The sequence below is a fragment of the Natrialba taiwanensis DSM 12281 genome (genome assembly GCF_000337595.1).
Lineage (GTDB): Archaea > Halobacteriota > Halobacteria > Halobacteriales > Natrialbaceae > Natrialba > Natrialba taiwanensis.
Map to the genome: position 1 here is coordinate 77889 of NZ_AOIL01000069.1, position 24265 is coordinate 102153.

Below are 24265 nucleotides of genomic sequence, written 5' to 3' on the forward strand. Positions count from 1 at the left end.
CGTCGGATTGGTATCGACACTTATCACGTCTGATAATCGGGAGACAGCATTTATGGTAGTTGTATCGCTACCGGACTGTGGTGTACTAGTGAATGTCGACAGGGGTGCTCATCGTAGACGACTCACATTTTATGCGGAATTTACTGCGACAGATCCTGGAACAGGATCACCGCATCATCGGGGAGGCGTCAAACGGTGCTGAAGCGGTCAAGCTGTACAAAGAACACGATCCCGACATCGTGATGATGGACATCGTGATGCCCAAGTGCAACGGGATCAAGGCGACGGCGGCGATCAAGAAGATCGATCCCGACGCTCGCGTCATCATGTGTACGAGTGTCGGGCAGCGAGAGAAGATGAAACTCGCCGTCAAGGCCGGTGCTGACGGCTACGTCACGAAACCGTTCGAGGAGCCAAGCGTCAGGAAGGCGCTGACAGACGTTATTGCGGCATGACGCGAGTACTCGTTGTCGACGACTCGAGATTCATGCGAACAGTCATCGGCAACGCGCTCACCGAGGCCGGCTACGAGGTTAAAACGGCAACGAACGGGGTCGAAGCGGTCGATATCGTTGCGTCGTTCGACCCAGCCGTCGTGACGATGGACGTCGAAATGCCCGAGATGAGCGGTATCGAGGCCGTAGAACGGATCATGGCCGATGATCCGACGTTGATTCTCATGCTCAGCGCCTACACCGGCGAGGGCACCAACGCGACGCTAGACGCCCTCGAACGCGGGGCGATCGACTTCCTGCACAAGCCCGACGGCTCGGGATCGCGAAACATCGGCCACCTCGCCGATGCTGTCGTCGCGAAGGTCGACGAACTCGCGGCCGCCGACGTGTCCTCGCTCGCACTCGCCCGCACTGCGGCGAATGCACACGCGACATCGACGCACGTCGCCGACGCACCGTCTCGATCCGCGACACCGGCGAGGACGGCGAGAGCGGATGCGAGTACGAGTACGAGTATCGGCTCAACAGCCTCGTCGGTGAACTCGTCTCCGGCAGGCCCCGAGACGCCGTCAGCGCCGGCGACCGCAACGCCGGCGACTGACCGCGCTCGATCCGACACGGCCGAGTTCAGCGCGACCGATGCGCCGGTTATCGTTATCGGTGCCTCGACCGGCGGCCCGAAGATCGTCGAACAACTGTTCGCTCGGTTGCCGCTTGCGCTCGAGGCGACGGTCGTCGTCGTCCAGCACATGCCGCCCGAGTTCACCGATCGGTTCGCGGCGCGACTCGACGCGCACAGCGAGTATGCGGTCCGCGAGGCGACGGACGGTGCTCGGATCGGACCCGGCGAGGCGGTCGTCGCCGCGGGCGGCTCCCATCTGCAGGTCGTGGATAGCGAGCGTGAGATCGATCCCAACACGACGGCGGGCCAAACGCGTACACAGTCGCTTCGCGTTGCACTCGATGATGGCGAGCGTCGCCACGGGCTGCGGCCGGCGATCGACGTGACGATGGAGACCGCCGCCGAGCGGGTCGCGGGACCGCTCTGTGGCGTCGTGTTGACGGGAATGGGCAGCGACGGAGCCGCCGGGATCGAAGCGATCCGGGCCGGCGGCGGCCACACCATCGCCCAGAACGAGGCGACGAGCCCGGTCTTTGGCATCCCCTGTCAGGCGATCGAAACGGGATGCGTCGACACGGTCGTTCCCGACACGGAAGTCGTGCCGACGATCCTGGATGCGTTTACGGCCGCTGATACCGGCAACGGCGGCGAGGGTGAGACCGATGACTGACTACTGGAGCGATTTCGTTCGCGAGAGCGAAGACCGGATTACCGAACTGAACAACGCGTTGCTGACCTTAGAGCGCAACCCGGACGACGAAGCAGCGATGGACAATATCTTCCGGATCGCGCACACGCTCAAGGGAAACTGCGGTGCTGCAGGGCTCGAATCCGCAAGTAACCTCGCACACGCAATCGAGGACGTTCTCGATGCCGTTCGCCGAAACCGGCTGACGGTCTCGCCGGAACTGATGGACGCCATCTTCGACGCCGTCGACGAACTCGAACGGATGGTCGAGGAGGTCGCCCTCGAAGGCGAGGTCGAAACCGATCCCTCGGCGACGATCGACTCCCTCCGGGCACAACTCGAGCCGGCCACGGAAACGGACGGTCTTTCCTCACCCTCGACGGCCGAAATAGAGCGCGTTCTCTCGCAGTTCGAGCCCCCGGCGGACGACAACCACAACGCCTACCTCGCGCGAATCGAGGTGGCTGACGATGGAGAAAAAGACGACCACGAGGAGATCGACAACGGCATTCTGGTCGTCGAAGCGCTGATCGACGCGTTCAATCTGATCGGGACCGACCCCGATCGATCGACCGTCGCGGACGGCGCTTACGGCACGACCTTCGACGCCGTCTTCGGCAGTGCAGTCGGCAAGGGCGCGATCGCCTCCGGACTCGATCCCGTCGGCGAAGTCGCCGACTTCGAACTCGTCGACGTAACGACACAGTTCGACAATCTCATCGCCGACAGCCAACACAACGACCACCGAACCCGGCAGCCAACTCAGCGCCGACGAGGCACAGGATCTTGAAGTCGATGACCTTCTTGACGAGTTCACCGAGTTCGACGACTTAGACGAGAAAGTCGAGGAGGTCGACGATAGCGACCTCGATGTCTTCGACGACATGGGCGATGCGGGCGCGTTCGACGATTTGCTTGCAGACGCCGACGCGGATGTCGACGATCTCGACCTCGGGAGTCCGGCACCGTCGGAGCCATCTGCAACGGCAGATACGGGCGTAAATACGGGTGCAGACCCAGAGTCAGCCAACGGGAGCACAGAAACCGACGCCTCCGACACCTCCGGCACCTCGACTACGGCGACCGAGACGGAACAGGCCTCTGCGACGGCTGCCCCCGACGAAAGCGACGATGTCGACGACGCGGAGGCCGTCTTCGCAGAACTCAAAGACGAGGTCGACACCGTCGGCTTCGACGAACTCCAGGCGGAACTCGCTGAACTCGAGTTCGACGAGTTCGACCAGGAGGACGAGGTCAGCATGGACGAGCTTCTCGGCGATGCGGCCGACGCAGACGAGCCGTTCCTCGCCGGTGACTCCCTGGGCACGGACGAAGTCGAGTCCGTGTCCGATGCTGAACTCGATGAGTTGGTGATCGCTGACGACGCGTCGGTATCTGCGGACGATGACAGTGGTGAGACGCTGGCATCCAATGCTACTGTCGGTGAGGAGTCTGCTGGTGCAGACGAGACAGCCGATGCGCAGGAACTCGAGACTGGTGCTGGTGGGGTCGCCGAGTCCGCATCTGCATCTGGATCCGCATCCACATCCGAGTCTGCGGCCGAATGTGATGCCGAATCCGACTCCGAGACCGACGCTGCGGACGGACTGGTCGAATCGGTTGAGTCGGCCGAATCAACCGAGTCAACCGAGTCAACCGAATCTCTCGAGGAGGCGGCCGAATCGGTTGCTGACGATACGTTCGAGTTCGATTCAGAAACGTCTGTAGAGACGTCTGGTGCGGACGACACCGCACCCGAAACAGCGTCCGCGTTCGAGTTCGAGTCGGATGCCGAGTCTCCAGCGGCCACAACACAGGAGTCAGCGACGGCATCGGAGACGGCGGCTAAGACTGACACCGATCCGCTCAATGTTTCGGCGATTGATGAGGGTGAGACTACGGCGTGGTTCGACGAGACGGACGAGGCGGACGAGACAGCCGAGACGGACGAAACGAACGAGACAATCGGGTCAGATGAGACGGCATCACCCGCCACTGACGACACCAGTGTCGCCGCTGACACTGCGTCCGCGGTCGATGCCGAATCAGCAGAGAGTACCCAGCAATCGGATGCTGATATCGAGCTGAACGCTGAGGGCGATACTGGAGAGTTCAGTGAAGCCGCTCGTGGCGACGAATTCGAATCCGACTCGACGCTGTCGACGCCGGCAGATGACTCGACTGATGAGGCTGTGGCAAGCGAGGAGGGCGAGGAGATCGAGTCGGAAGCTGAGCCAGCGGTGACCGAGACAGCTGATACAGACGGTACAGCCGACACAGTCGAGACAGCTGACACAACCGATACAGCCGACACAACCGAGACAACCGCTACAACTGGTTTCGACGCCGAAGACAGCGATGCCACGGCCTTGGACGAGTCGGAACCTGTCACCGAGGCGTCCGGGTTCGATTCGCCGTCGGGATCGACAGCCCCCGAGTTCGAACCCACGGACGCCGACTTCGACACCACCGATGTCGAGAGCAGCAGTGATGAGGAGGCCGATGGAGACAGCGCGTTCAGCGAAGTCGAGACCGCTTTCGATCCGGCAGTCACCGACGATGACATCGCGTTCGACGACATCGATCGAGCGGACGCCGCCGATGCCGAGGCGTTCACGAACGGCCTCAATGCAGAAGTCGACGATTCGTCGACGGCGGAAACAGAAACGCCAGCCGAATCAGATCCCGGGAGTGACTCCGCAACGGACGACCTGGACGGATTCGGTGGCTTCGACGACGACGCGTTCGCGGATCTCGACGAAGAACTCGAGAACGAGCCACAGCCGTTCGAATCCGACTTCGATTCAGCCGCCGATGTCGGGACCGATTCCGGGTTCGAGACGATACCCGAATCGAGCGCAGACAGTTCGGACGGTGGCGCTGCATCCAGCGGAGAATCCTCCGCGACGGATCCGCCACGCATCGACGAACCGGCCCTCGAGATCCCCGACATCACCGTCCCCGAAACGGTCGAACGGCCGGACACGGACCAGGAGACTGACGAAATCCAGTCCGTCCGGGTCGATGTCGAGCAGATCGACGAACTGCTCACGCTCGTCGAGGGGCTGGTGACGAGTCGCGTCAGGCTCCGCCACGAGGTCGAATCCGGCCAGTTCGGCCAGTCCGTCGCCGACGCCGGTGCGATCACCGACGAACTCGACGACCTCGAGGACCTGACGACGGACCTTCAGGAGACGGTAATGGACGTTCGACTCGTTCCGCTACGGACGGTCGCGAACCGACTGCCGCGCGTCGTGCGCGACATCGCCCGCGACCAGGGCAAGACCGTCGCCTTCGAGATGAGCGGCGAGGACGTTGAACTCGACCGGAGCATTCTCGACCGGCTTCGAGATCCGTTGATCCACCTCGTCCGAAACGCGGTGGATCACGGGATCGAATCCCCCGAAGAGCGGGACGCCGCCGACAAACCGGAAGAGGGGACTGTCGAGGTTTCGGCGTCTCGCTCGCGGGATCGAGTCGTAATCACGGTGTCGGACGACGGCAGTGGTCTCGACCCCGAGCGGCTTCGCTCTGAAGCGGTCGAAGAAGGCGTTCTCTCTGCGGATGACGCCGCTGCACTGGACGACGAGTCGGTTGCAGATCTCGTCTTCCACCCTGGCTTCTCGACGACCGAAGAGGTCACGGATGTCAGTGGCCGCGGCGTCGGCATGGACGTCGTCAAGCGGACGATCGAGGACCTCGATGGGTCAGTTTCGATCGAGACCGAACCGGAGGAGGGAACGACCGTAACGATGTCGGTTCCTGTGTCTATCGCGATCGACGACGTGCTATTCGTCGAAAGCGGCGGCGAAGAGTTCGGTATTCCGACGAAGGCGGTTTCGGATATCGTTCCGTTCGAGCTGATCGAGGACGTCGATGGTGAGGCGGTCTTGCTGGATAGTGCTGGAAGTAGCGAGGCGGACCGTGGTGTCGGCGTCGGGGCCGGAGCTGAGGCTGTAGAGACCGACGGAGATGATGTTGGTAACGATGATGATAATGCGACAGCCACCGACGATGACGATACCGACGAGAGTACGCAGGAACGGGGAACGCCGGTAGTTCGACTCGACAAAGAACTCGGTGTAACCGACGAGCCGGCAGCCGGCTCGGAGACGGATACCAGTGCCAGCACCGAGACGAGTTCAGGTAGAGCGCCTGACACAGCCACGACCGAAGCACGGTTTGGGCTGGCTGCGACGGGCAGCCGAGACGACAGGCCGGGGCCGCGAAGTCCGGCACGCGGGATGGTCGTTCGGATCCGCGAAGATGTGCGACCGATCGCGCTTCGCTGTGACGCCGTTTACGGCCAGCAAGAAGTAGTTGTCAAGCCTTTCGAAGGGTTCATGGCAAATCTGCCGGGACTCAGCGGGGCAACGGTTCGCGGTCGCGGGAAGATTGTCAATATTCTAGATGTGACGACACTATGAACGGAACGGTATCGAAATCGAGACACGGAGAACCGGTTGCCGTTGCAGACGCAGACACTGACGCATATCGACGGAGGAATTCATGACGCTGATGGTCGACATTCGGAAACTGAGTTTCATTAACGAAATGGCAAAGGTCGGGACGAACGGCGTCGCCGACAACATGACCAAACTAACCGGGGAGGACGCCCAGATGGAGGTGATGAAGACGAACTTTATCGATGTCGACGACATCGATTCGCAACTCGAACCCGGCAAACGGGTCGGGGTGCGCGTTCGCCTTCTCAACCCGCCACACGGGCACATTCTTATCCTGTTCCCGGAGGAGAGCGCGAAGAAGATCACGGCGATCATGCTCAACGATGTCGTCGATGATATGTCCGATGTCTCCGGAAAAATGGCCAGAAGCGCCGTCGAGGAGATGGGGAACATGATGGCGAGTGGCTTCATCGACGGCTGGGCCGACGTGATGGGGCGGATGATCGATACCGCGGCACCACAGCTCGTCTACGCCCCTGGCGAAGAAATCGTCACCCGGACAGCCGGGCTTGGAAACGACGATCTCGCCCTGTTCTTCGACTCGGACCTGACGGTGCCGAGCTACCAGATCGAGGCCGAGATCTACGCGTTCCCGGACCTAGAAGAGTTCGTCGAACTGGTCAACGGCATCGACGTTCAAACCGCATGAAACTCGACGTCAACGCACTCGGGACGTTCTACCGAATGGCTCGAGAGGGGGCCGGCCTGGCAGCGGGGCGGTTGACACACATGACTGACGTCGAGACGCGGGCTGGCGTGACGAAACTCAACTTCATGCGCGGCCGGGAGATCCGGCGCGACTTCGAGGATTCGACATCGAAAGTCGGCGTTCGGGTCGAACTCACCGGGGCGATCGAGGGCTACTCGGTCATCGTCTTCGAGCGCGAGAACGCCCTGCGGATCGTCGAGAGTTTACTCGAGGAGTCAGCTACGGATTCCGATCTGTCGGATGAGGCCGGTGAACTCGACGAGTTCAACGAGATGACCCGCAGCGCTGCGACGGAGGTTGGAAACATCATGAACAACGGGTTCATCGACGGCTGGGCCGACGTGCTCGAAACCGTTATCGATGTCTCGACGCCGGAGTTCGTCGAGGGACGGTCAGCGGATACCTTCTTCGACGAGGTCGAGAAGGCACCTGCGGGCGACGACCTCGCGTTGCTCTTTCAGAGTCAGATCGAGACGGTCGAGACCCAGGTCGGGTTCAGCCACTATCTGTTTCCCGAGCGCGAGTCGATGGCGGCGTTGCTCGATCGGCTCCGGACCAGCGGCGGTATCGAGTACGACAAACTCGACGGCTTCGACCGGATGGCCGAACGCGGTGCCGAAGAAGTTGCCAAGACGGCGACGACGCTGACCGGCATCGATACGAGCGTCGAGATTCGCCGGCTCAATTTCGTTTCCTTGGAGACGATTCCCGAGCAGGTGCCCGACGAGCGACTCGTCGGCGTCGCCTTCGAGTTCGACGGCGTGCCAAGTGGCTACCTCTTATTCCTGTTCGACGAGGAATCCGCGAACGAAATCGTCGACGCCATGGTGCCGACGGGTGCTGGTGACACGGAGGAGACGGACGGCTTCGGCCAGATGGGCCAGAGCGCAATCCAGGAACTGGGCAACATCATGGCGAGCGGGTTTCTCGACGGCTGGGCGAACGTGCTCGATACGACGATCGACCACTCGACGCCCGAGTTCATCCACGATATCGGGGCTGCGGCCGTCGATCCCGTCGTGATCCAACTCGGCGAGGACCAGGAGTTTGCGTTCGTCTTCGATACCGTTATCGTGGCCGCCGGACGCGAATTCGACTGTGAAGTCTATGCGATTCCGGACGAGTCTGACCTCGAACGGGCGCTAAACGATCTCGACGTGGATCGGATCGAAGAGGAACCGACGACGGCCGAATTCCAGAACGTTACCGGTACTGGCACTGACGGTGGCGCTGGTACTGGCACGGATACCGATACCGACACATGAAGACCTACGGCACAGAACCGGGCGCGCCGACGTCGGTTCAGGTCGGAATATCCGAACTGACCGTCAGCGACGGCGACGATACACTCAAATCCTACGGGCTCGGGTCGTGCGTGGCGATCGCACTGTACGACCCGGAAACGGAGATCGGCGGCCTCGCCCACACCATGTTACCCGACGGCGACGAGGCCGAAAACAGCGACCGCAAACCCGGAAAGTACGCAGATACCGCTATCCGGGCCCTTTTGCGGCGCATGGTCGAACGCGGCGCAAGCTACACCACCGTCGAGGCGAAACTCGCCGGCGGCAGCGACATGTTCGAGTTCGATAGCTTCGGTGACGGCGTCGGCAAGCGCAATATCGACGCCGCCAAAGCTGAACTCGAGAAGTTAGGCGTCCCGCTCGTCGCGTCGGATCTCGGCGGCGACCGCGGCCGAACCGTCGAGTTCACACCTGAAACGGGAACCCTGCTCGTAAAAAGTTCCGACGAGAACGGCGATCAGGGTGTGACGGAACTATGAGCGGTGATACCGACGTCGACCCCGATGACATCCGTGGCGATCCCGAGCAATTCGCCGACCTGATCGGCTACATCGAGGACGAACTCGCGTTCGCGACGAGTCACTACAACGACAGCTATCTCGACCGACGGGTCGCTTCGCGGATGCGCCGAACGCGCAGCGATACGTATCTCGAGTACCTCGAGACGCTGCGCACCGACCCGGACGAGCGGGAGGCGCTGCTCGGGGCGTTGAGCATCAACGTAACCGGCTTTTTCAGGAACCCCGAGGTCTGGGACGGAATCCGGAAGATCCTTCGCCACTACAGCGCCGTGGGAGATGACGAACCGATCCGAATCTGGAGTGCCGCCTGTGCAGACGGCCGCGAACCGTACTCGCTATCGTTGCTCGCACACGTCGATCCGGCGATCGATGCTGAGCGGGTCGAGATTCTCGGAACGGACATCAGTGTCCCCGCACTGGAGACGGCCCGGACGGGCATCTACGAGGAACCACGCACCGTCGATCTGGGTGACCAACTGTCGTTTCTCGACGACTACGGGCCCTCCGATCAGTACATCCAGCAACGCGACCGCACCTACCGAGTCGATGAGACGATTCGCCGCTCCGTCTCGTTCGAACGACACGACCTAATCAACGACGCTCCCAAATCCGGATTCGAACTCGTCGTCTGCCGAAACCTGTTTATCTACATCGACAACGCCTACAAACGGCCGATGTTGGAGACGATCTCCCGATCGCTCATGCCGGGCGGCTATCTGGTGATCGGGAAAGCAGAGACGATTCCACCGACGCTCAAATCCGCCTTCGAGGTCCGTGATGCCCGCCTTCGGATCTACCAGCGGGGCGATGCTCAACAGACTCGCCAGCAACCGACCCAGACACGATCGGCCGGAAACGAGGGTGACACCGATACGGCTGGTGACGCGGCTCTGGCGACGAACACAGATTCCGCAGCCGACAGCAAGGCAGACACCACCGATGACGCCGACGATGCCGACGATGCCGACGGCGACACCGATTCTGACTCCGAAATGGACACCGAGACCGCTGTCGTCGAGTCAACAGGCAGCTCAGAGTAAGAGGCGAGTAACAGTGCGCGTAAGATCCGTCCTCCACACCTGAGAGTAGTCGAGCGTTACATGATCCTCCACCGAGTACGCCCTCTCGAGACAGATTCATGACTGGCGCTGCGCTTCAGTCGTTCATCGCTCGATCACAGTCCGTGATCGACTCCTCGCCGCCAGCCGACTGCCCCTCGACACGCGTCTGGCTCGTCGATCCACTCCTCGAAACGCTCGGCTGGAACGTCCACGCAGACTCGTGTACGACCGATACGACCATCGACGGCACGCCACTCGAGTACGTCCTCGAAATCGAAGGCGTCCCCGCCCTCCTCGTCGCCGTCGAACCAGCCGCGGCCACACTCGACCAATCCCGTGCCGCCTCCCTCCTCGAAACGATGACCTGGAGCGGTATCGACCGCGCTCTCTACACGAACGGCCACGAGTTCATCTGGCTTGCCGACGGTACTGGAACCACTGGCACCGGTACCGGCACCGACACCGACACTGTCACCGTCGGTGTCGACCATCTCGTCTGTGATCTCACCTCGCTCGCCGACCACGCCACCTCGGTCGATCACTTCACCCGATCGACCATCGCCCAGCAACTCGACCCCAGCGCCCGCGCTACAGTAGCCCGGAAACTTGCCCTCGAGCGCCGGACAGTCGTCGACGCCATCGTCGCTGAACTCGTTTCGACAACGCGGTCGGAAGGCGACAGGGCTGACGAACTCGAGGCGTTGACGGAGCGATTCGTCGAACAACTCATCGTGGTGTTTGCGGACGACGACAGCCATGTAGCGACAGCCAGCGAGGACTCGGCCGAAATATCGTTTCAGTTTACCGACTCGTCAACGACTGACTCGTCAACAACCGACGGGGAGACACCAGGAACGAGGGCAGGGACAGCGACGCCGGATGTGCAAGGCTCGTCGGACACTAATAGTGACACCGATCGCCCGACGGAGACAACGGAGTCGGAGACCGAAGCGATCGATACCGAAACTGAATCCGGAACCGAGACGGAAACCGAAACGACCGACGGCAACGGCAGCTATGTCGTCCGCTTTTTCAATGACCGCGGTTCGATCGGCGCGATCGGCCATTCGAGTTCACGCCAGGCGCTCGTTCAGGCGGCGGAGTACCTCTTCGAACGCGGACTGAGTGGTGTCGCCGTGCCGTGGCAGCCGCCGGATGGCGAGCGGACGGTCCTGAACGGTAAACCGATCGTCGCCGATGGGTCTCCGATGGAGTCGCCACAGCAACTCTCGAACGGACTGTATCTCGAGACGGCGGGCACTGCTGACGAGCACGCTGCTCGCGTCGAGTCCCTTACGGCACGGGCCGGCTTGCGAGCGATGCTGACGGAAGCGTGGGGGTAGATGCAGTATCTCAGATCAGTACTCGATCGTCGCTTCCACAACCATCACGAGCACTTCATCGACATTGTCACACGTCCCGCTGTTCCAGCCATTGCGATCGAGAACGCCCTCTTCCCAGGCTCGGTCGGCTGACGACTCCTCCACGGTGATCGAGACCGTACTCGAATCGTCGATAGTCTCGACGGTCCGATCAGTGGGAGTCAGCGTGAACTGCAGTCCATCACTGCTCTGGATCGACCGCTCGGTCGCATTGAGCGCCACCAGCGAGATTACTGCGCGATCGCGTTCTGGCGAACACATCACCTGCGGCTGTCTTACGACCGCACTGCCGGTCTCGCCCTCTCGAACGACGGCACCGCCATCGTAGGCGATCGTCTCCGAGCCGGCCTCGTATCTGAACTCGCCGAGCGTAACGGTCTCCGTATCAGGATCATAGAACTCGCTATCGTAGCGGTTTTTGATCGGAGTTCCATCGACGGAAATATTCAGTTCGGTTCCGCCGCTTCCGGTTGTCACTGTCCCCTCTCGTAACGAGAGTTCACTATCGCGTTCTTCGATCCCGCTGTACTGCAGTACGTCGTTGAAGTTCTCCGCGAGGGCGTCCATCGCCCGCTCGGCGTTTCGCAACTGTTCGTTCTCCTGATAGTCTTCCATCGCCTGGAAGCCGGTCACCGAGAGGAGCGCGACTGACGAGAGGATGATCCCAAAGACGAGGATAAACGCGACGACTTCGGAAATCGCGCGCTCGTCGGTGTGGAACGAACGCGGCGGGTTTGGATCGTGCCTGCTCATCGGTTCCCACCGTCGATCGTAAGGGAGTCCCCATCGGCGCTGATCTCGATCGTTCCACCCGGTGCTGAACTCTCGTCGATATCTAATTCGGTGACGACAACGGGAACGTAAACGACAGTATCGGCTCCGTTCGACGTGAGTTTGACACAGTCCGTTTCGCCGTCGAGAAGCGGTGCCTCGCACTTTTCGGCTATCTCGACGGTGTATCCGGAGTTCGCGACCGTTCGTGGGTGGGGCGCTCTAATCGTCACGGTATCGTCGCCAAGCCGGTCGACACTCTCGATTTCACCGGCAATTCGCTCACCGATCGTCTCTAACGAGTGCTCTGCAGACCGATCCGTCTCCGTATCGAGCAACCCGCCAGCACTGGTGAGCAAGAGCGCGATCAAAATCGTCGTGATCCCGATCGTCAACACGTGCGTAACCGCGATCGACATCGCTCGATCGGCATCGTTGTGCTCTCGGCTCAGCATCACGTGTCACCGCCGTAGATCGGCACATCATCGGTTTGCTGGAACGTGATGGAGTTCGATTCGTAGATCACTCTTGTGTCTACCTTCCACGCGCCCTCCGTGGTCCGTGTAGATAGCGCATCATCATGTCCACCGCTCCGATTCGTTACAAGTTCGTAGGTCCCGTCAACGCCGTTGAGGTCGATCGTTATATCCTCATATGACTCCGACGGATCGAAGAGTTCTGGAACTCGCTGATGTGGGGTTCCATTTACCGTTCCCGCTACGAGATCGACGCGGGCTGTGCCCGTTGAGACCGACTCACCATCGACGTTGATCTGACTGCCATCAACTTCGAACGTTGTTTCAGAGGTCGAGTTATTGATGACAAGCGTCCCGTCATTGCTCGTATTGAGACGAAGAGTGAAGTGACCGACCTGCGATGTATCGCGACTCGCATCTGAAATATTACTATCTGTTAGCCCATCAAAATCACTGACGTTTCCAACAGCGCTTGTTGCTGACGTATTTCTGTCGATATATTCGACGGTAGTGATCGTCGGCGTATTATTTGTTGTTACCTTTCGGAATAGATTATTGTATTCACCGATATCGAGATTATCATCATCAAGATCCTTTCCAGCGATATTCGACCGGTGAACGATCCCGGCAACACCCGTCTCGAGTTCGTGTTGGGTCACCTCGACATCGGCAGCGCTCTGGCTGGTTGAACTCGAGGAAATGGTTTCGGTGTAGAGAACGCCGTTGAAGACGACGACGATACCGAGGATGATGAACGCGAGTGCGATAGCGCCGATGAGAATGATCTGACCGCGGTTATATGATTGAGCATAGTCGTCGCGATGTGCACTCTCGTGAGAAAGTTCATCTGCTACCATACAATCAAACGAACCTCCACAACATTGTATATCGGATCTTCAACTCCCTTCGCAGGGGGAATCGTCTGATTGGCGTCGTCGTAGTCCTCGATCTGTTTTCCGTCCGGTTTGATATACTGATCATTGTAAAGCGTTACAGTATAGCTCGCTGTAATCGCGTCTGCCGACGGACTGCCCTGATAGACAGCCGTTTTGTGTGTCATGTCGTTCCCTTTATCCAGATAGTGGAACTCGAGGTTGTAGTTCCAGCCCTGGGCTGCGAATCGTTGGTTCAGGATCAGGCCCAGGACGGAAGCGTTCTCCAGATCGTTCTGCGTGAACGTCTCATACTCGTGGTCCTCACCGGGTGCAACGGACCCGTTTGTACCTGCGAAGCCGCCGTCTTCGTCCCAGTGGCGGAGCAACGCTGATACATTCTCGTCGTGGTCGGCGACGACGAGTGCATCCTGTGCTTCCTGTTGGACCTGCGACTGGACCGATCGGTCGGCCAGTCCACCGGATGATGGCGTGATGACCACCGACTGGAGCGCAAAGAGGACGGCCAGCAGCACGACCATCGCGCCGATGAACCCCTCGAGCGTGTAGGCCTGACCGCGATCGGTGTGAGTGGAGTCCGTGGGTAGTGACTGTCGGCTACTCATACGATCACCACGTCCTCACGACGAGTCTGCACGCTGGCTCACAGTCACCGTCGTCGAGGATTCCCTCTTCATCGGCCACCGTAACGATTCTCGCAGTACTTGCTGCTGACTGATTGTTGTACGTCTCTCCGGCAGCCAGTGCCGTCGGGTCAACGAACTGCTCGTCGGGTGGTCCATCGGTGAGCGTCTCAACGCTTACGTTTACCCGGTCGAAAGCCACCGTTTCACCCCCGTTCTCACTCGCACGCAATCCGAGTTCAGTTCGCAACTCCGCGGCCGAGTGTCCTGTATAGCGCGCTTCGAACTCGCTGGCATTGATCTCGTTTGGCCGGTCACTATCGGAGAGGTTCGTGACAACCTGGTCTGCGATTCGGTCGGCCTGTGCGATCTCCGCACCGCCGGCCGACGAATCGAACGGCGTGATCAGCGAGGGAAGAAACGAGAACACGAACGCCATCGCCAGAATGAAGATTCCGATCCCGACCACGAAGTCCTGCGTGGTCTGTCCACGCTGTCCGCGGGTTAGAGACCGGCGTTCGATTCCGGTTTCGGTTCCTGTTTCGGTTCCGATTCCGATCCTAGTTCGCGTTCTCGTTTCCGTCTCGACCGAACTCGTTTCTGTCCATTTCCCGTACATGTCAGGCCACCATCGTCCAGCCGAGAAGGGCGATTGTCGCCAGGATGATCGCGTATTTGAGCCCGCTCAGTACGTCTGCATCACGGATATAGCCACAGATGAATCCGGAGATGATTCCCTGCAGCGTCACCGCGTGGAAAAACAGCGCCGACAGCATATCGATCTGGATATTGTCACTCAGGTCGGCCTGTGCGAGTTCGCTGTTGGCCTCGCCGGCACCGCCGCTGTTGGTTTCGAGACCGGCCATCGTATCGATGAACTGCGTCTTGAGGATCGCGATGACGGCGAGGACAGTCAGGAACGTCATGACGATGATGACGACCTGCATCCGGGTGCGGGACTTGCGCTCGCGTTCGATGTCGTCGTGATTCTCGCTCGCGCTTGCGGCCGTCCGGAGCACGTCCGTAATCTGGTTCGAGGCCTCCTGTGCCTCCGTAATGAGCCGGGTCGTCCGGGCGAGTCGCGGAATGTGGTACTTGTTGTTGAACTCGATGAGCGCCGACTTCAGACTCGTCCCGTAGTTGACCTTCGTGTGCATGAGTTCGAACTCGCGGGCGAGTTTGCCACTCGTCGTGTCGGCGACGGACTTGAATGATTCGAGGAGTGTGAGTCCGGTGTCGTTTGCACTCGAGAGTTTCCGCAGGTCTTCCGAGAGCGTGTTGACGACGGTATTTCGGTGGCGGACGTTCCACTCGCGGAAGATCGAGAGCGGGATTGCAACGATATAGAACGGAATGTATACGTAGATGACGGTTCCCCAGATGACGTTATCGAGCAGGGCGCTCCACGAGAGTGGTGCGGAACCGGTCATCATCGCTGTCGTCACGACGACAAGCGCGAGTGGGATAGTAAGTGCGACCGTGTACAGGGGGTTGTCCCTGAAGAAGATGTGCGGTCGCTTTACGACCTCGATCGTTTCGTGGGTTCCCTCGCGGTTCTTGATCCGATCGAAGACGCTGTGCTCGCCGGTGAACTGTTCGACGAGGCCGAGATTGAGCAGTCCCTGTTCCGCCTTGCTCTCGACGTATCTGTTGCCGGTCGCATTTGAGAGGTAGCCGTCGCCGGGCTCGTCGTGTTTGACCGTCGAGACCAGTATGAGGAAGCCAATCCCGGTAAGCGGAATCAGGCCGTAGACGGTCATATACAGCATATTGTTGGTGACATCCGCCTGTGGAATCATCTGCATCACGACCATGATAATGATGAGCAAGAGCGGAAACAGCGACAGCGTCATGTACATCTCCCCGAAGAGTTCGAGCGTCTCGAGGGTGAGTTCCTGTTCCTGCTTGGCCGTGCGCATGTGCTTTTCTTTCTTGTCTTCGAGGAAGCTCTCCATGTCACCGCCGCTGTTGACGATCGAGAGCATGTCTGTCAGAAACTGCGAGAGTTCATCACTCGGCGTTTCGATCGCTTGGGTGCGGATTGCAGTCCGGTAGTCGACGTCGAAGTACTCGGTTTCCTTGACGATGCTCTGGAACTCCTTTGCGACCTCGCCGTAGGTGTCGTCGGCCTGGGCCATCGCGTCGATGATCTCGAGTTGGTTTAGCCCGCCAACCGACAGTGCGTACATAAACGAGACGGAGTCGGTCAGCAACATGTTGATCTCGCGCTTCCGTGCCGACGCGCGCGAGTACGGGATCGCAGTGAGCGAGCCAAAGCCGAGTACAAAGCCGATCGTCCCGAATATGATTCCGGTGATGAAGACGAGCGCCGGCACTCGAAGCGCCTCGATAATCGCGAGTAGCGTATCGTTCCCGACGGGGAACCCGATGATGGTATCGACGGCGATCAGCCCGGTCGCAAAGAGCGTATACCCGAGTGTGAGACCAATCAGCCACAGTGCGAGGCCGCTGATGAACCCGATGCCGAGCGCACGAGAGAGATAGAGTTCAACCGTGTCGGTCATCCGGGCCTGGGCGAGTTTCGTCTCGACGTCGGCGACGAACTCGCTGTCCTCGCCGAAGAGGCGACTATACAGCGGGAAGAACGTTTCACCGAGGATATCGGATCCACCGGTGACACTTCCGGAGTCGCCCGTGTCGGTTTGCAGGCTCATTCGTCGCCCGCCTCGTCTTCGTCGGTTTGGCTGGCGGGTTCAGTCGGGGTCTCGTCGTCCGTACCGGCACTCGTCTCGTCCTCGGCTGCGAAAATACTCGAGTCGGATTCATTCGTTCGTTCTACATCAAACATCGACCCGCCGCCGGAATCGGCGCGACTCTCGTCCTCGGCGTCGCTAAAGACCGACTCCGATTGCTTGCCGAAGATCGAGTTCGATGTGTCGCCAGTCTCGTTCGCGTTCGGATCAGCAGTTCGGTCACTCGTCTCTACGGCCTTCTCCCTCTCCCTCTCCCTATCACTATCCGTATCTGTATCGGTGTCCATGTCCGCACCCGTGTCAGCGGATGATTCGATCGTCGCCTCGTCGAACGTCACCACGTCGCCTGTGTCACCTGCGTCGTCCGTTTGATCGTCCTCCGTCCCGTTAGCAGGGATCGAAGACGGCGATGACGGATCTGGATCGGGGTCGGACTCAGATTCTGATTCAGGGTCCTCAGCCGCCTCGTGCTCGTGTTCATGCTTGTCTGGCCAGTCCTGATCTGACGCCGAATCGGGCGACCCCGTCGAAACCTCCGTCGTCGGTCCGGGCCCTCGCTCTTCGACCGGTGTTCCAGAGCCGAGTTCGATCGACGGAACGGCGCTTTCGGGAATCGTCGGCTGCCCCGATTCTGTCGCCTCGTCGGCAGCAGTCGAGTCAGCGGCTGTTTTGTCGGCCTCCGCAGATGCTGACCCTGATCCTGACCCTGACTGCGCGTTCGGCTCCGTTACCGACTCGTCGGTAGTCCGGCGGTCGCCCTCGGCACCATTCGGATCGGCCGACCCGCTCGACGCAGATGACGTCTCGCTCGGCGATTGTGACGATGCCTCGTTGGTTTCGCCACCTGCCGAGTCGTCCATCGAATCCGGATCTGGACCCGAACCTGGATCCGGATCGAACACGTCATCGAACTCGTCGCCGGCAAACACCTCATCCGAGGCGGTTGTATCGACGGTCCGGTCCGCTGACTCCGCACCCGCAGTAGCCGATTCGAGTTCATCGAGCGTCTCGCCCATGTCGTCGAAGAGACCGCCCAGATCACCGTCGGCATCGTCGGACGGGAAGACGGTAACGTCGCTTGTCTCTCCGGAACCGGACGCTGTTGCTCCGGCAGTCCCATCGCTCCAGGCCGGCGCTTCGCCCGCAGCGAACTCGTCCGCCGTCTCCAGGCTGTCTATCTCGGGGGATGTCGAGTTCGCAGACGCGGGTTCAGTCGTCGTGTCGGTTCCGGTGCCGGTCTCAGTTCCGGGGCTGACACCGGAATCGGCCGCTCCGGTGTCCGCACTAGAACCGTCACCGGCACCCGCACTGGCACCACTGCCAGCGGTCGTCTCAGCAGTCGTCGCCTCGATACCAAACCCGCTGCTGTCCGTCTCTGCGAACCAGTCCGGCTCGTCGTCGTCGTCCTCACCGACCGGCATCGTCGCCGCCGTCTCCGCAAAGTCAGTCGCCCCATCGCCGAACGTCCACTCCTCTGCGATGCCGTCCTCGATACCGCTCTCGAAGTCGAACTCGTCGTCCGTTCCGTCGACTTCGATCGGGTCTTCGTCGGCAACTTCTCCCAGTGCGCTCGCGAGGCCGCTTGGCACCTTCCCGCGATAGTCTTCGAACAGCGACTCCTCGGCTCGCTCGAGGAGGTCCATAGAGAGGTTGTACGTTTCGGAGGTCGAATCCGGACGCGGAACGAGTTCTTCTTTCTCCCGGTCGACGTCGATCAGGACGCTTTCCATCTCCCGGAGGTCGTCGAGGCTCTCCTCGAGTTGACCGTTCGCGATGAGTGTAAGAATTGTGTCAGGATCGTTGATGAACGCCTGGACCGTCGCGGCGACCTCGGCGTAGGTGTTGAGACCGTTCTTGATGAGGTAGGCGAGGATGACCTCGCGTTTGAACAGTTCTTCCTCGAGTTTCTCCGTGCTCCAGCCGCGGTCGAACTGGATCTCCTCTAAGGTGTTCGAGTCCCCCATCTTGAGGAACTCGTCCGTTTCGGCCTGCCACTGATAGACGTCCTGAACGTTGATCTCGTCGTGTTCGGCCTCGTAGTGGTTGATCTCCGTGAGCGACTTGTTCCGGCGAACCTTCCGGCCCTGGACCCGGGTCTGGGTCTGGATCGATACCAGATCCAGCGCGGTGAACATCGTCTTCGAGACGTTGATCGGGTCCGTCGTGAATCGTTTGAGCACCTCGTCAACGGAGTCCGCGTGGAACGTGGTGTAAGTCGTGTGGCCCGTCGACATGACCTGGAACAGCGTCCGTCCCTCCTCACCGCGGATCTCGCCCATCACGATGTAGTCAGGCCGTTGGCGGAGGGCGGCTTCGAGCAGATCGAACTCGTCGACGTCGCCCTGCTCGTCGTCGGCGAACGAGGGGCGAGTGACGCTTGCAATCCAGTTACGCTGTGGCAGTTCGACCTCGCGTGTGTCCTCGATCGAGACGATCTTTGCGCTGCTCGGGATGAACAGCGAGACCGCGTTGAGGGAGGTCGTCTTCCCGGATGCGGTACCCCCAGCGAAGATCAGGCTCTTGTGGTTCTCGATCGCGAGCCAGAGGAACGCCATCTCGTCTAAGCTGAAGGTGTTCCAGTTGATGAGGTCGATCGGGGTAAACGGCACGTCCTTGAACTGACGAATGGTGTAGTTCGTCCCGTGGTCGGACACCTCCTGTCCGAGCGTCAGTTGCGCACGCGAGCCGTCCGGCAGCGTCGCGTCGACCTGCGGCAGTCGCTTGCTGATCCCCTTGCCCGACCGCTGGGCGAGTTTGACGACGAAGTCGTCGAGTTCATCTTTGCCGTGGTAGATGTTCGAGATGATCTGTTCGTACTCGGAGTGATAGACGAAGACGGGCGAGTTGTAGCCGTCGACGGAGATGTCCTCGACGTTGATGTCGTGTTTGATTCCGTCGATGCGCTCGTATCCGATGAAGTTCCGTTTGAGGAAGTACAGGAGCTTCTCGACCTGGTACTCGTTTAGCGTATCCGGGTCCTCCGCGAGGAGGATCGGTTCCGGACGGACTTCGATACCCTCGAGTTGGTTCTGGGAGAGAGCCACGTCGTCGTCCGCTGTCTCCTCGTCTTTGTCGGCATCCTCATCACCCTCATCATCGTCCAGCAGCGTCTGGACGGTCTCCAGAAGCCCCGCTTTCTTGCTCCCCGACTGCTTCTCGAAGAGATCGTAGCGCTTCAGTAACTCCCGCGTCTCGTCTTCGATGACGACCCGGCGGCCGTCCTCATTTGCCTTCTCCTTGACACCGTCGTCGGAGTACTTGATCGCTTTCCTGAGCTTGCCCGAGAGGAACTCCTGGAGTTCCACCTCGATCTCGTTCAGGTACGGCTCGACCATGTAGTACTTCTTCTCGTTTTCCTTCTCGGAGTGGAAGACGACGACGTAGGCGTACGGTTTGTTCACCCAGTAGCGCTCGACCTCTCGAAAGTGCGTCTTCTTCTCGAACGGCACCGTCTTCTCGAGGTCGTAGCGATTGCTGACCGTCGTGTTACCGGCCGCGGTCGAGAAGAACTCGTCCTCGTCGATGTCCTCCTGGATGTTGACGGTCCGTTCCTCGACGACGTCGTCGAGTTCCATCGCGATATCGTCGGCGATCGAGAGCCGATCCTCGAGCGTGTCGGGATCGAAGCCGAGGGCTTCTTCTTTGTCGTGGCGAACGAGGTCACCCTCGTCATCGAGGGGTCGGTTTCCGTCCTCGTCGTAGTAGTACTCCCACTTGTAGTGCTCCCAGGTCCAGACGTCCTTGACGACCGGCGTCGTCTCCGGGTCGACGTACTCCAAGAACGGCGTCTCGAGAGCGTCCGCGTTCGATCCGGCGATCGGCAATACCCGGTCGACTAACTCCTCGGGCTGGTAGCCGAGATACGGCTCCGGATCGAACGAAACGCGATCCCAGTCTCCGCCCGAGGGAACCGCCGGCTCCGGTTCCTCGTCGGTGTCGAGACCGAGTTGATCCGTCGGCTCGTCGGTATCCCGCACAGCCGAATAGAGCGTCGAAACCTCGTCCCCGTACCTATACTCCTCCATAAAATCCTCCCACGTATACTCGCCGACACGAACGCCGGATCCCGAACCGGCATCCGACTCGTCGGAGACCACGTCCCCCGACCCAGATGCGGACGCCCCAGCCGCAGACGCCTGTTTTGCATCCGGTTGGTCGGCTTCGTCAATAGCCATTGCACCTACCCTCTCAGTCACCCTTCAAAAAATTCATCCGCTCATTACCATATCTGATAACTTGGGCAGTCAAGGAATCAACATGTACTGCGATCCGGGTGTCTCCTTTCGGAACTCGTCGGTATGTCTCTCTCGCACAGTTGTTAGATGTCATATGTTTTCGGAATCGACTGCTCACCTCGGAGCCGAAGCCAGTTTGATATACGCCCCGCACAGGACTACAAATGAGACCCCATGACAACCCCGTTCGACCTCGACGACACCGTCGCACTGGTTACCGGCGGGAGCCGCGGCATCGGCCGCGCCATCGCACTCGAACTCGCAACCGCCGGCGCTGCCGTCGTCCCCGCCGCTCGCTCGACACCTGAACTCGAAGCAGTCGCTCAGGAAATCGCCGCCGACGGCGGCGACGCCCTTCCCGTCACCGCAGATATTACCGACCCGAACGCCGTTGTGGACGCCGTCGACCGAGCCGAAGCCGAGTTCGGCAGCGTCGACGTCGTCGTCAACAACGCCGGCTTCAACCCCGACGACGCACTCGGCCGACCCGAAGACGTCTCGACCGCGGATTTCGAGCGGACACTCGGCGTCAACCTCACCGGTGCCTACGAGGTGACAACCGCTGCAGCCCAGTCCCTCCACGAAAACGACGGCGGCGCAGTCGTCAACGTCGCCAGCGTCGGCGGACTCGTTGGCCTCCCGCGCCAGCATCCCTACGTCGCCTCCAAACACGGCCTGGTCGGACTCACGAAGAGCCTCGCACTCGACTGGGCCCCCGACGTCCGCGTCAACGCCGTCGCCCCCGGCTACGTCTCGACCGACCTGACCACCGAACTCGAGTCGAACGACCGCCTCCGCCAATCGATCCTCGATCGAACCCCACTCGATCGGTTCGCCGATCCGGAAGAGATCGCCGGCCCCGTCGTCTTCCTCGCGAGTTCAGCGGCGAGTTACGTCACGGGGTCGTGTCTGGCGGTCGATGGCGGATGGACTGCGCGGTGAAGGACCGTCGCATCGGCGCGAACAGTCGGAGTCGGGGGGTGAACTCGGTTGGTCGGATCGGTAGAGACGTCCGGAGAGACGCTGTGGTAGCCGTTGAGTGAGGTGGCGGGGTTCGTACTTGAGACGCGCCGCTGTGCGTAGAATCGATATCTCAACACGGCAGTTAGTCATTTGTATAGGCCGGCCGGGCAGGTATAGACCAGGTGTGGCAGGATTCGAACCGGAGCAAGACGATCACCTCGCTTCGCTCGGCGCTGCGACTTGCAGGGTTCAAGAATCCCGCCATGCCGGTTCACTCGTCACTTTGTTCCTTGCTGCACGGGCGTGGCGGGATTCGAACCCACGATCAGAAGGTTAGGAACCTCCTGCCCTCTCCGCTAGGCCACACGCCCCGCAAAAGACGGTTAGTTGGTCGTGGTGTCTGTGCTGGTTTCCGTCTCCGTCTCGTCGTCTTCAGTGGTGACCGGCTCCGTGTCGACGAAATCGTCGTCCTCGTCGTCGAGGTCGCCCTCGAAGTCACCGTCGCGCATCTCTTCGAGTTCTGTTTCGACCTTCTCACGCCCTTTCTGGAACTCGCCCATGGCCTCGCCGGTCGAGCGTGCTAGTTGCGGGATCTTGTTCGCCCCGAACAGCAGAATGGCGATGAAAAGGATGATCAGTAGTTCTGGGCCCCCTGGAACAGGAGCGAACAGCGGTGCGATTTCGGCTACCATCTCTATGCGTGGCTTACCCGCTGGCAATTATAACCTTTTTGGACCTCCCAGTCCTGCAGGGACCGCCAACAGGTCACTCTCTGATGAATTCAGCCAGCGATCACCACCAGTATTCACAACGGGTTCTGTCCAGTGAATCGCACTGAGCAGCCGGTAAGAAAGAAACTGAGAGTCAGTAAGCAACTCTCTCCAGTCTGTTCAGTGTTGTACCGGTGAGAAAGCGGATGATCTATGCAAACGGTATCTCACGGAACTCATCACAATCTGCCATGTGGTTTCGGTCCGCGAACGAAACTGTCTTTCCTGCCTGTACATAAGGTGGTGACGATGCCAGCAACTGGTGATGCCGCACCCGACTTTACCGCACCGCTCGCAAACGGCGATGTCGACGAGTTCAGTCTCTCGGCTGAACTCGACGAGGAGGCACCGATCGTCCTTGCGTTCTTCCCCGGTGCGTTCACGGGCGTCTGCACCGAGGAGATGTGTACGTTCCAGGATCGGCTGTCTGCCTTCGATGAACTCGACGCGTCGGTCTACGGGATCAGCCGTGACTCGCCGTTCGCGCTTAACAAGTTCCGCGCGCAGAACGACCTCGAGTTTGGCCTGATCAGTGACTTCAACAAGGAGATCATCGACGAGTACGGGATCGCGATGGACTTCGACGATCTCGGCGTCTACGGTGTCGCCAAGCGCTCGGTGTTCGTAGTCGATGCAGACGGCGAAATTACGTATTCCTGGGTCAGCGACGATCCGGGCGTCGAACCGGAATACGCGGAGGTCGAGGCGGCTGTCGAGGACGTCGCCTAAGCGCGTCGTCACCAAATCGGCAACCGGCGTAGCGCTTTTTTAGCCTGCAACCGACGTGGATGGTATGAGTGATACTGCTGGTGACGATAACGGAAGCCGTGTCTACGTTCCCGAGAGCGAGCACAACTTCCCCGACGAGAAACTGAATACGGTCCTCGAACGCATCGAAGAGGACGAGGAGATCCAGACGTATCTCGAGGCCCAGAACGTCAACGCCGTCGACCGGATGCGGTACAACGATCACGGACAGAAGCACATCGAGATCGTTCGCAACCGCGCACTCTGTCTGTACGACCTCCTCAAAGCGGGCAACGTCGACTTCAACGGCGCACGCCAGCAAGGACTCGCCGAGGCGGACGAATCGGTGATCATCGCCCTCGCGGCGACGCTGCACGACATCGGCCACGTCGTCCATCGGGACGAACACGTCTACTACTCGATTCCGCTCGCTGCCGACATTCTCGACCGGATCCTCCCCGAGTTCTACGAGCTCGCCGAACAGGTCCGCATGAAGGGGGAGGTTCTGCACGCGATCCTCTGTCACCACACGGCCGAGACGCCGCTGACGACCGAGGCCGGCATCATCCGCGTCGCCGACGCGCTGGACATGGAAAGCGGCCGCTCGCGCATCCCCTACGAACACGGCGGTCGCGGGATCAACACGCTCTCGAGTCAGGCGATCAGCCGCGTTTCGCTCTACGAAGGTGAAACCAGTCCGGTGATGGTCGAAATCGCGATGACCAACGCCGCCGGCGTCTATCAGGTGGACAATCTCCTCAAGGCAAAACTCCGCGACTCGGGGCTGGAGGACGAGATCCGTATCGTCGCGGTCAACACGAACGAGAACCACGATCAGTTGGTCGAGCGGATCGAACTCTAGGCG

The 24265-nt window shown here is 60.3% G+C and carries 20 protein-coding genes and 1 tRNA gene; 12 read left to right on the forward strand and 9 right to left on the reverse strand.

From position 1 onward, the window contains the following. The first annotated feature begins 92 nt into the window (after positions 1 to 92). From cheY to C484_RS20725, 9 genes are all read left to right on the forward strand, one after another. Positions 93 to 455 carry a chemotaxis protein CheY gene (gene cheY, locus C484_RS20690; protein ID WP_004214542.1) on the forward strand — a complete coding sequence of 121 codons (363 nt, stop codon included), beginning with the start codon at positions 93 to 95 and terminating at the stop codon, positions 453 to 455. Next, positions 452 to 1747, forward strand: a complete 1296-nt coding sequence (gene cheB / locus C484_RS20695; RefSeq protein WP_006827819.1) for a chemotaxis-specific protein-glutamate methyltransferase CheB — start codon at positions 452 to 454, stop codon at positions 1745 to 1747. The genes cheY and cheB overlap by 4 nt, the downstream gene beginning before the upstream one ends. Continuing rightward, entirely contained in the window at positions 1740 to 2555 is an 816-nt protein-coding gene (locus C484_RS24505) for an Hpt domain-containing protein (RefSeq protein WP_152422765.1), read from the forward strand. Before cheB ends, C484_RS24505 begins: the two co-directional genes overlap by 8 nt. 94 nt (positions 2556 to 2649) lie before the next feature. Further along, positions 2650 to 6192 (forward strand): ATP-binding protein, encoded by a 3543-nt coding sequence (locus C484_RS20700; protein WP_239641025.1) that lies wholly within the window; start codon positions 2650 to 2652, stop codon positions 6190 to 6192. Between the two features lie 82 nt (positions 6193 to 6274). After that, positions 6275 to 6880: a chemotaxis protein CheC gene (locus tag C484_RS20705; protein ID WP_006109569.1), complete on the forward strand. Its 606-nt coding sequence runs from the start codon at positions 6275 to 6277 to the stop codon at positions 6878 to 6880. Beyond that, positions 6877 to 8205, forward strand: a complete 1329-nt coding sequence (locus C484_RS20710; protein ID WP_006827820.1) for a chemotaxis protein CheC — start codon at positions 6877 to 6879, stop codon at positions 8203 to 8205. Before C484_RS20705 ends, C484_RS20710 begins: the two co-directional genes overlap by 4 nt. Next, the gene (locus C484_RS20715) at positions 8202 to 8723 is read left to right on the forward strand and encodes a chemotaxis protein CheD (RefSeq protein WP_006827821.1); all 522 of its coding nucleotides are present in this window, start codon (positions 8202 to 8204) and stop codon (positions 8721 to 8723) included. The genes C484_RS20710 and C484_RS20715 overlap by 4 nt, the downstream gene beginning before the upstream one ends. Beyond that, a complete protein-coding gene (locus tag C484_RS20720) occupies positions 8720 to 9805 on the forward strand; it encodes a CheR family methyltransferase (RefSeq protein WP_006827822.1) in 1086 nt (361 codons plus the stop codon). The genes C484_RS20715 and C484_RS20720 overlap by 4 nt, the downstream gene beginning before the upstream one ends. 98 nt (positions 9806 to 9903) lie before the next feature. Continuing rightward, on the forward strand, positions 9904 to 11169 hold the full coding sequence (locus tag C484_RS20725) for a hypothetical protein (RefSeq protein ID WP_006827823.1): 1266 nt from the start codon (positions 9904 to 9906) through the stop codon (positions 11167 to 11169). Positions 11170 to 11184: 15 nt separating this feature from the next. On the opposite strand, the gene C484_RS20730 is transcribed toward C484_RS20725, so the two are convergent. The 7 genes from C484_RS20730 to C484_RS20760 form a co-directional block, all read right to left on the reverse strand. Continuing rightward, a complete protein-coding gene (locus C484_RS20730) occupies positions 11185 to 11961 on the reverse strand; it encodes a DUF7289 family protein (protein ID WP_006827824.1) in 777 nt (258 codons plus the stop codon). After that, complete coding sequence (locus C484_RS20735; protein ID WP_006827825.1) at positions 11958 to 12434, reverse strand: DUF7266 family protein; 477 nt, start codon at positions 12432 to 12434, stop codon at positions 11958 to 11960. Before C484_RS20735 ends, C484_RS20730 begins: the two co-directional genes overlap by 4 nt. Beyond that, positions 12434 to 13114 (reverse strand): hypothetical protein, encoded by a 681-nt coding sequence (locus C484_RS20740; RefSeq protein WP_239641026.1) that lies wholly within the window; start codon positions 13112 to 13114, stop codon positions 12434 to 12436. Before C484_RS20740 ends, C484_RS20735 begins: the two co-directional genes overlap by 1 nt. Before the next feature lie 191 nt (positions 13115 to 13305). Next, positions 13306 to 13953 carry a DUF7288 family protein gene (locus tag C484_RS20745; RefSeq protein WP_006827827.1) on the reverse strand — a complete coding sequence of 216 codons (648 nt, stop codon included), beginning with the start codon at positions 13951 to 13953 and terminating at the stop codon, positions 13306 to 13308. A 4-nt stretch (positions 13954 to 13957) separates the two neighbouring features. Then, complete coding sequence (locus tag C484_RS20750) at positions 13958 to 14590, reverse strand: DUF7287 family protein (protein ID WP_006827828.1); 633 nt, start codon at positions 14588 to 14590, stop codon at positions 13958 to 13960. 1 nt (position 14591) lies between these two features. Beyond that, positions 14592 to 16646 carry a type II secretion system F family protein gene (locus C484_RS20755; RefSeq protein ID WP_006827829.1) on the reverse strand — a complete coding sequence of 685 codons (2055 nt, stop codon included), beginning with the start codon at positions 16644 to 16646 and terminating at the stop codon, positions 14592 to 14594. Next, positions 16643 to 20860: an ATPase, T2SS/T4P/T4SS family gene (locus C484_RS20760; protein ID WP_049915823.1), complete on the reverse strand. Its 4218-nt coding sequence runs from the start codon at positions 20858 to 20860 to the stop codon at positions 16643 to 16645. Before C484_RS20760 ends, C484_RS20755 begins: the two co-directional genes overlap by 4 nt. A gap of 234 nt (positions 20861 to 21094) precedes the next feature. On the opposite strand from C484_RS20760, the gene C484_RS20765 reads away from it, so the two are divergent. Next, the gene (locus C484_RS20765; protein ID WP_006827831.1) at positions 21095 to 21862 is read left to right on the forward strand and encodes an SDR family NAD(P)-dependent oxidoreductase; all 768 of its coding nucleotides are present in this window, start codon (positions 21095 to 21097) and stop codon (positions 21860 to 21862) included. 319 nt (positions 21863 to 22181) lie between these two features. Here C484_RS20765 and C484_RS20770 read toward each other — a convergent pair. Further along, a tRNA-Arg gene (locus C484_RS20770) sits at positions 22182 to 22254 on the reverse strand. Between the two features lie 12 nt (positions 22255 to 22266). Then, the gene (gene tatA / locus C484_RS20775) at positions 22267 to 22575 is read right to left on the reverse strand and encodes a twin-arginine translocase TatA/TatE family subunit (protein ID WP_006109581.1); all 309 of its coding nucleotides are present in this window, start codon (positions 22573 to 22575) and stop codon (positions 22267 to 22269) included. A gap of 327 nt (positions 22576 to 22902) precedes the next feature. Between tatA and C484_RS20780 the strand changes: the two genes are divergently transcribed. Together C484_RS20780 and C484_RS20785 are read left to right on the forward strand one after the other, a co-directional pair. Next, positions 22903 to 23382 (forward strand): redoxin domain-containing protein, encoded by a 480-nt coding sequence (locus C484_RS20780; RefSeq protein WP_006827832.1) that lies wholly within the window; start codon positions 22903 to 22905, stop codon positions 23380 to 23382. A gap of 64 nt (positions 23383 to 23446) precedes the next feature. Then, positions 23447 to 24262: an HD domain-containing protein gene (locus tag C484_RS20785; protein ID WP_006827833.1), complete on the forward strand. Its 816-nt coding sequence runs from the start codon at positions 23447 to 23449 to the stop codon at positions 24260 to 24262. Positions 24263 to 24265: the final 3 nt, after the last annotated feature.

What these genes read in the sequence shown, in the direction of transcription:
- cheY (WP_004214542.1), top strand. Translation starts at nt 93, where the DNA reads ATGTCGACAGGGGTGCTCATCGTAGACGACTCACATTTTATGCGGAAT.
- cheB (WP_006827819.1), top strand. Translation starts at nt 452, where the DNA reads ATGACGCGAGTACTCGTTGTCGACGACTCGAGATTCATGCGAACAGTC.
- C484_RS24505 (WP_152422765.1), top strand. Translation starts at nt 1,740, where the DNA reads ATGACTGACTACTGGAGCGATTTCGTTCGCGAGAGCGAAGACCGGATT.
- C484_RS20700 (WP_239641025.1), top strand. Translation starts at nt 2,650, where the DNA reads ATGGGCGATGCGGGCGCGTTCGACGATTTGCTTGCAGACGCCGACGCG.
- C484_RS20705 (WP_006109569.1), top strand. Translation starts at nt 6,275, where the DNA reads ATGACGCTGATGGTCGACATTCGGAAACTGAGTTTCATTAACGAAATG.
- C484_RS20710 (WP_006827820.1), top strand. Translation starts at nt 6,877, where the DNA reads ATGAAACTCGACGTCAACGCACTCGGGACGTTCTACCGAATGGCTCGA.
- C484_RS20715 (WP_006827821.1), top strand. Translation starts at nt 8,202, where the DNA reads ATGAAGACCTACGGCACAGAACCGGGCGCGCCGACGTCGGTTCAGGTC.
- C484_RS20720 (WP_006827822.1), top strand. Translation starts at nt 8,720, where the DNA reads ATGAGCGGTGATACCGACGTCGACCCCGATGACATCCGTGGCGATCCC.
- C484_RS20725 (WP_006827823.1), top strand. Translation starts at nt 9,904, where the DNA reads ATGACTGGCGCTGCGCTTCAGTCGTTCATCGCTCGATCACAGTCCGTG.
- C484_RS20730 (WP_006827824.1), bottom strand. Translation starts at nt 11,961, where the DNA reads ATGAGCAGGCACGATCCAAACCCGCCGCGTTCGTTCCACACCGACGAG.
- C484_RS20735 (WP_006827825.1), bottom strand. Translation starts at nt 12,434, where the DNA reads ATGCTGAGCCGAGAGCACAACGATGCCGATCGAGCGATGTCGATCGCG.
- C484_RS20745 (WP_006827827.1), bottom strand. Translation starts at nt 13,953, where the DNA reads ATGAGTAGCCGACAGTCACTACCCACGGACTCCACTCACACCGATCGC.
- C484_RS20750 (WP_006827828.1), bottom strand. Translation starts at nt 14,590, where the DNA reads ATGTACGGGAAATGGACAGAAACGAGTTCGGTCGAGACGGAAACGAGA.
- C484_RS20755 (WP_006827829.1), bottom strand. Translation starts at nt 16,646, where the DNA reads ATGAGCCTGCAAACCGACACGGGCGACTCCGGAAGTGTCACCGGTGGA.
- C484_RS20760 (WP_049915823.1), bottom strand. Translation starts at nt 20,860, where the DNA reads ATGGCTATTGACGAAGCCGACCAACCGGATGCAAAACAGGCGTCTGCG.
- C484_RS20765 (WP_006827831.1), top strand. Translation starts at nt 21,095, where the DNA reads ATGACAACCCCGTTCGACCTCGACGACACCGTCGCACTGGTTACCGGC.
- tatA (WP_006109581.1), bottom strand. Translation starts at nt 22,575, where the DNA reads ATGGTAGCCGAAATCGCACCGCTGTTCGCTCCTGTTCCAGGGGGCCCA.
- C484_RS20780 (WP_006827832.1), top strand. Translation starts at nt 22,903, where the DNA reads ATGCCAGCAACTGGTGATGCCGCACCCGACTTTACCGCACCGCTCGCA.
- C484_RS20785 (WP_006827833.1), top strand. Translation starts at nt 23,447, where the DNA reads ATGAGTGATACTGCTGGTGACGATAACGGAAGCCGTGTCTACGTTCCC.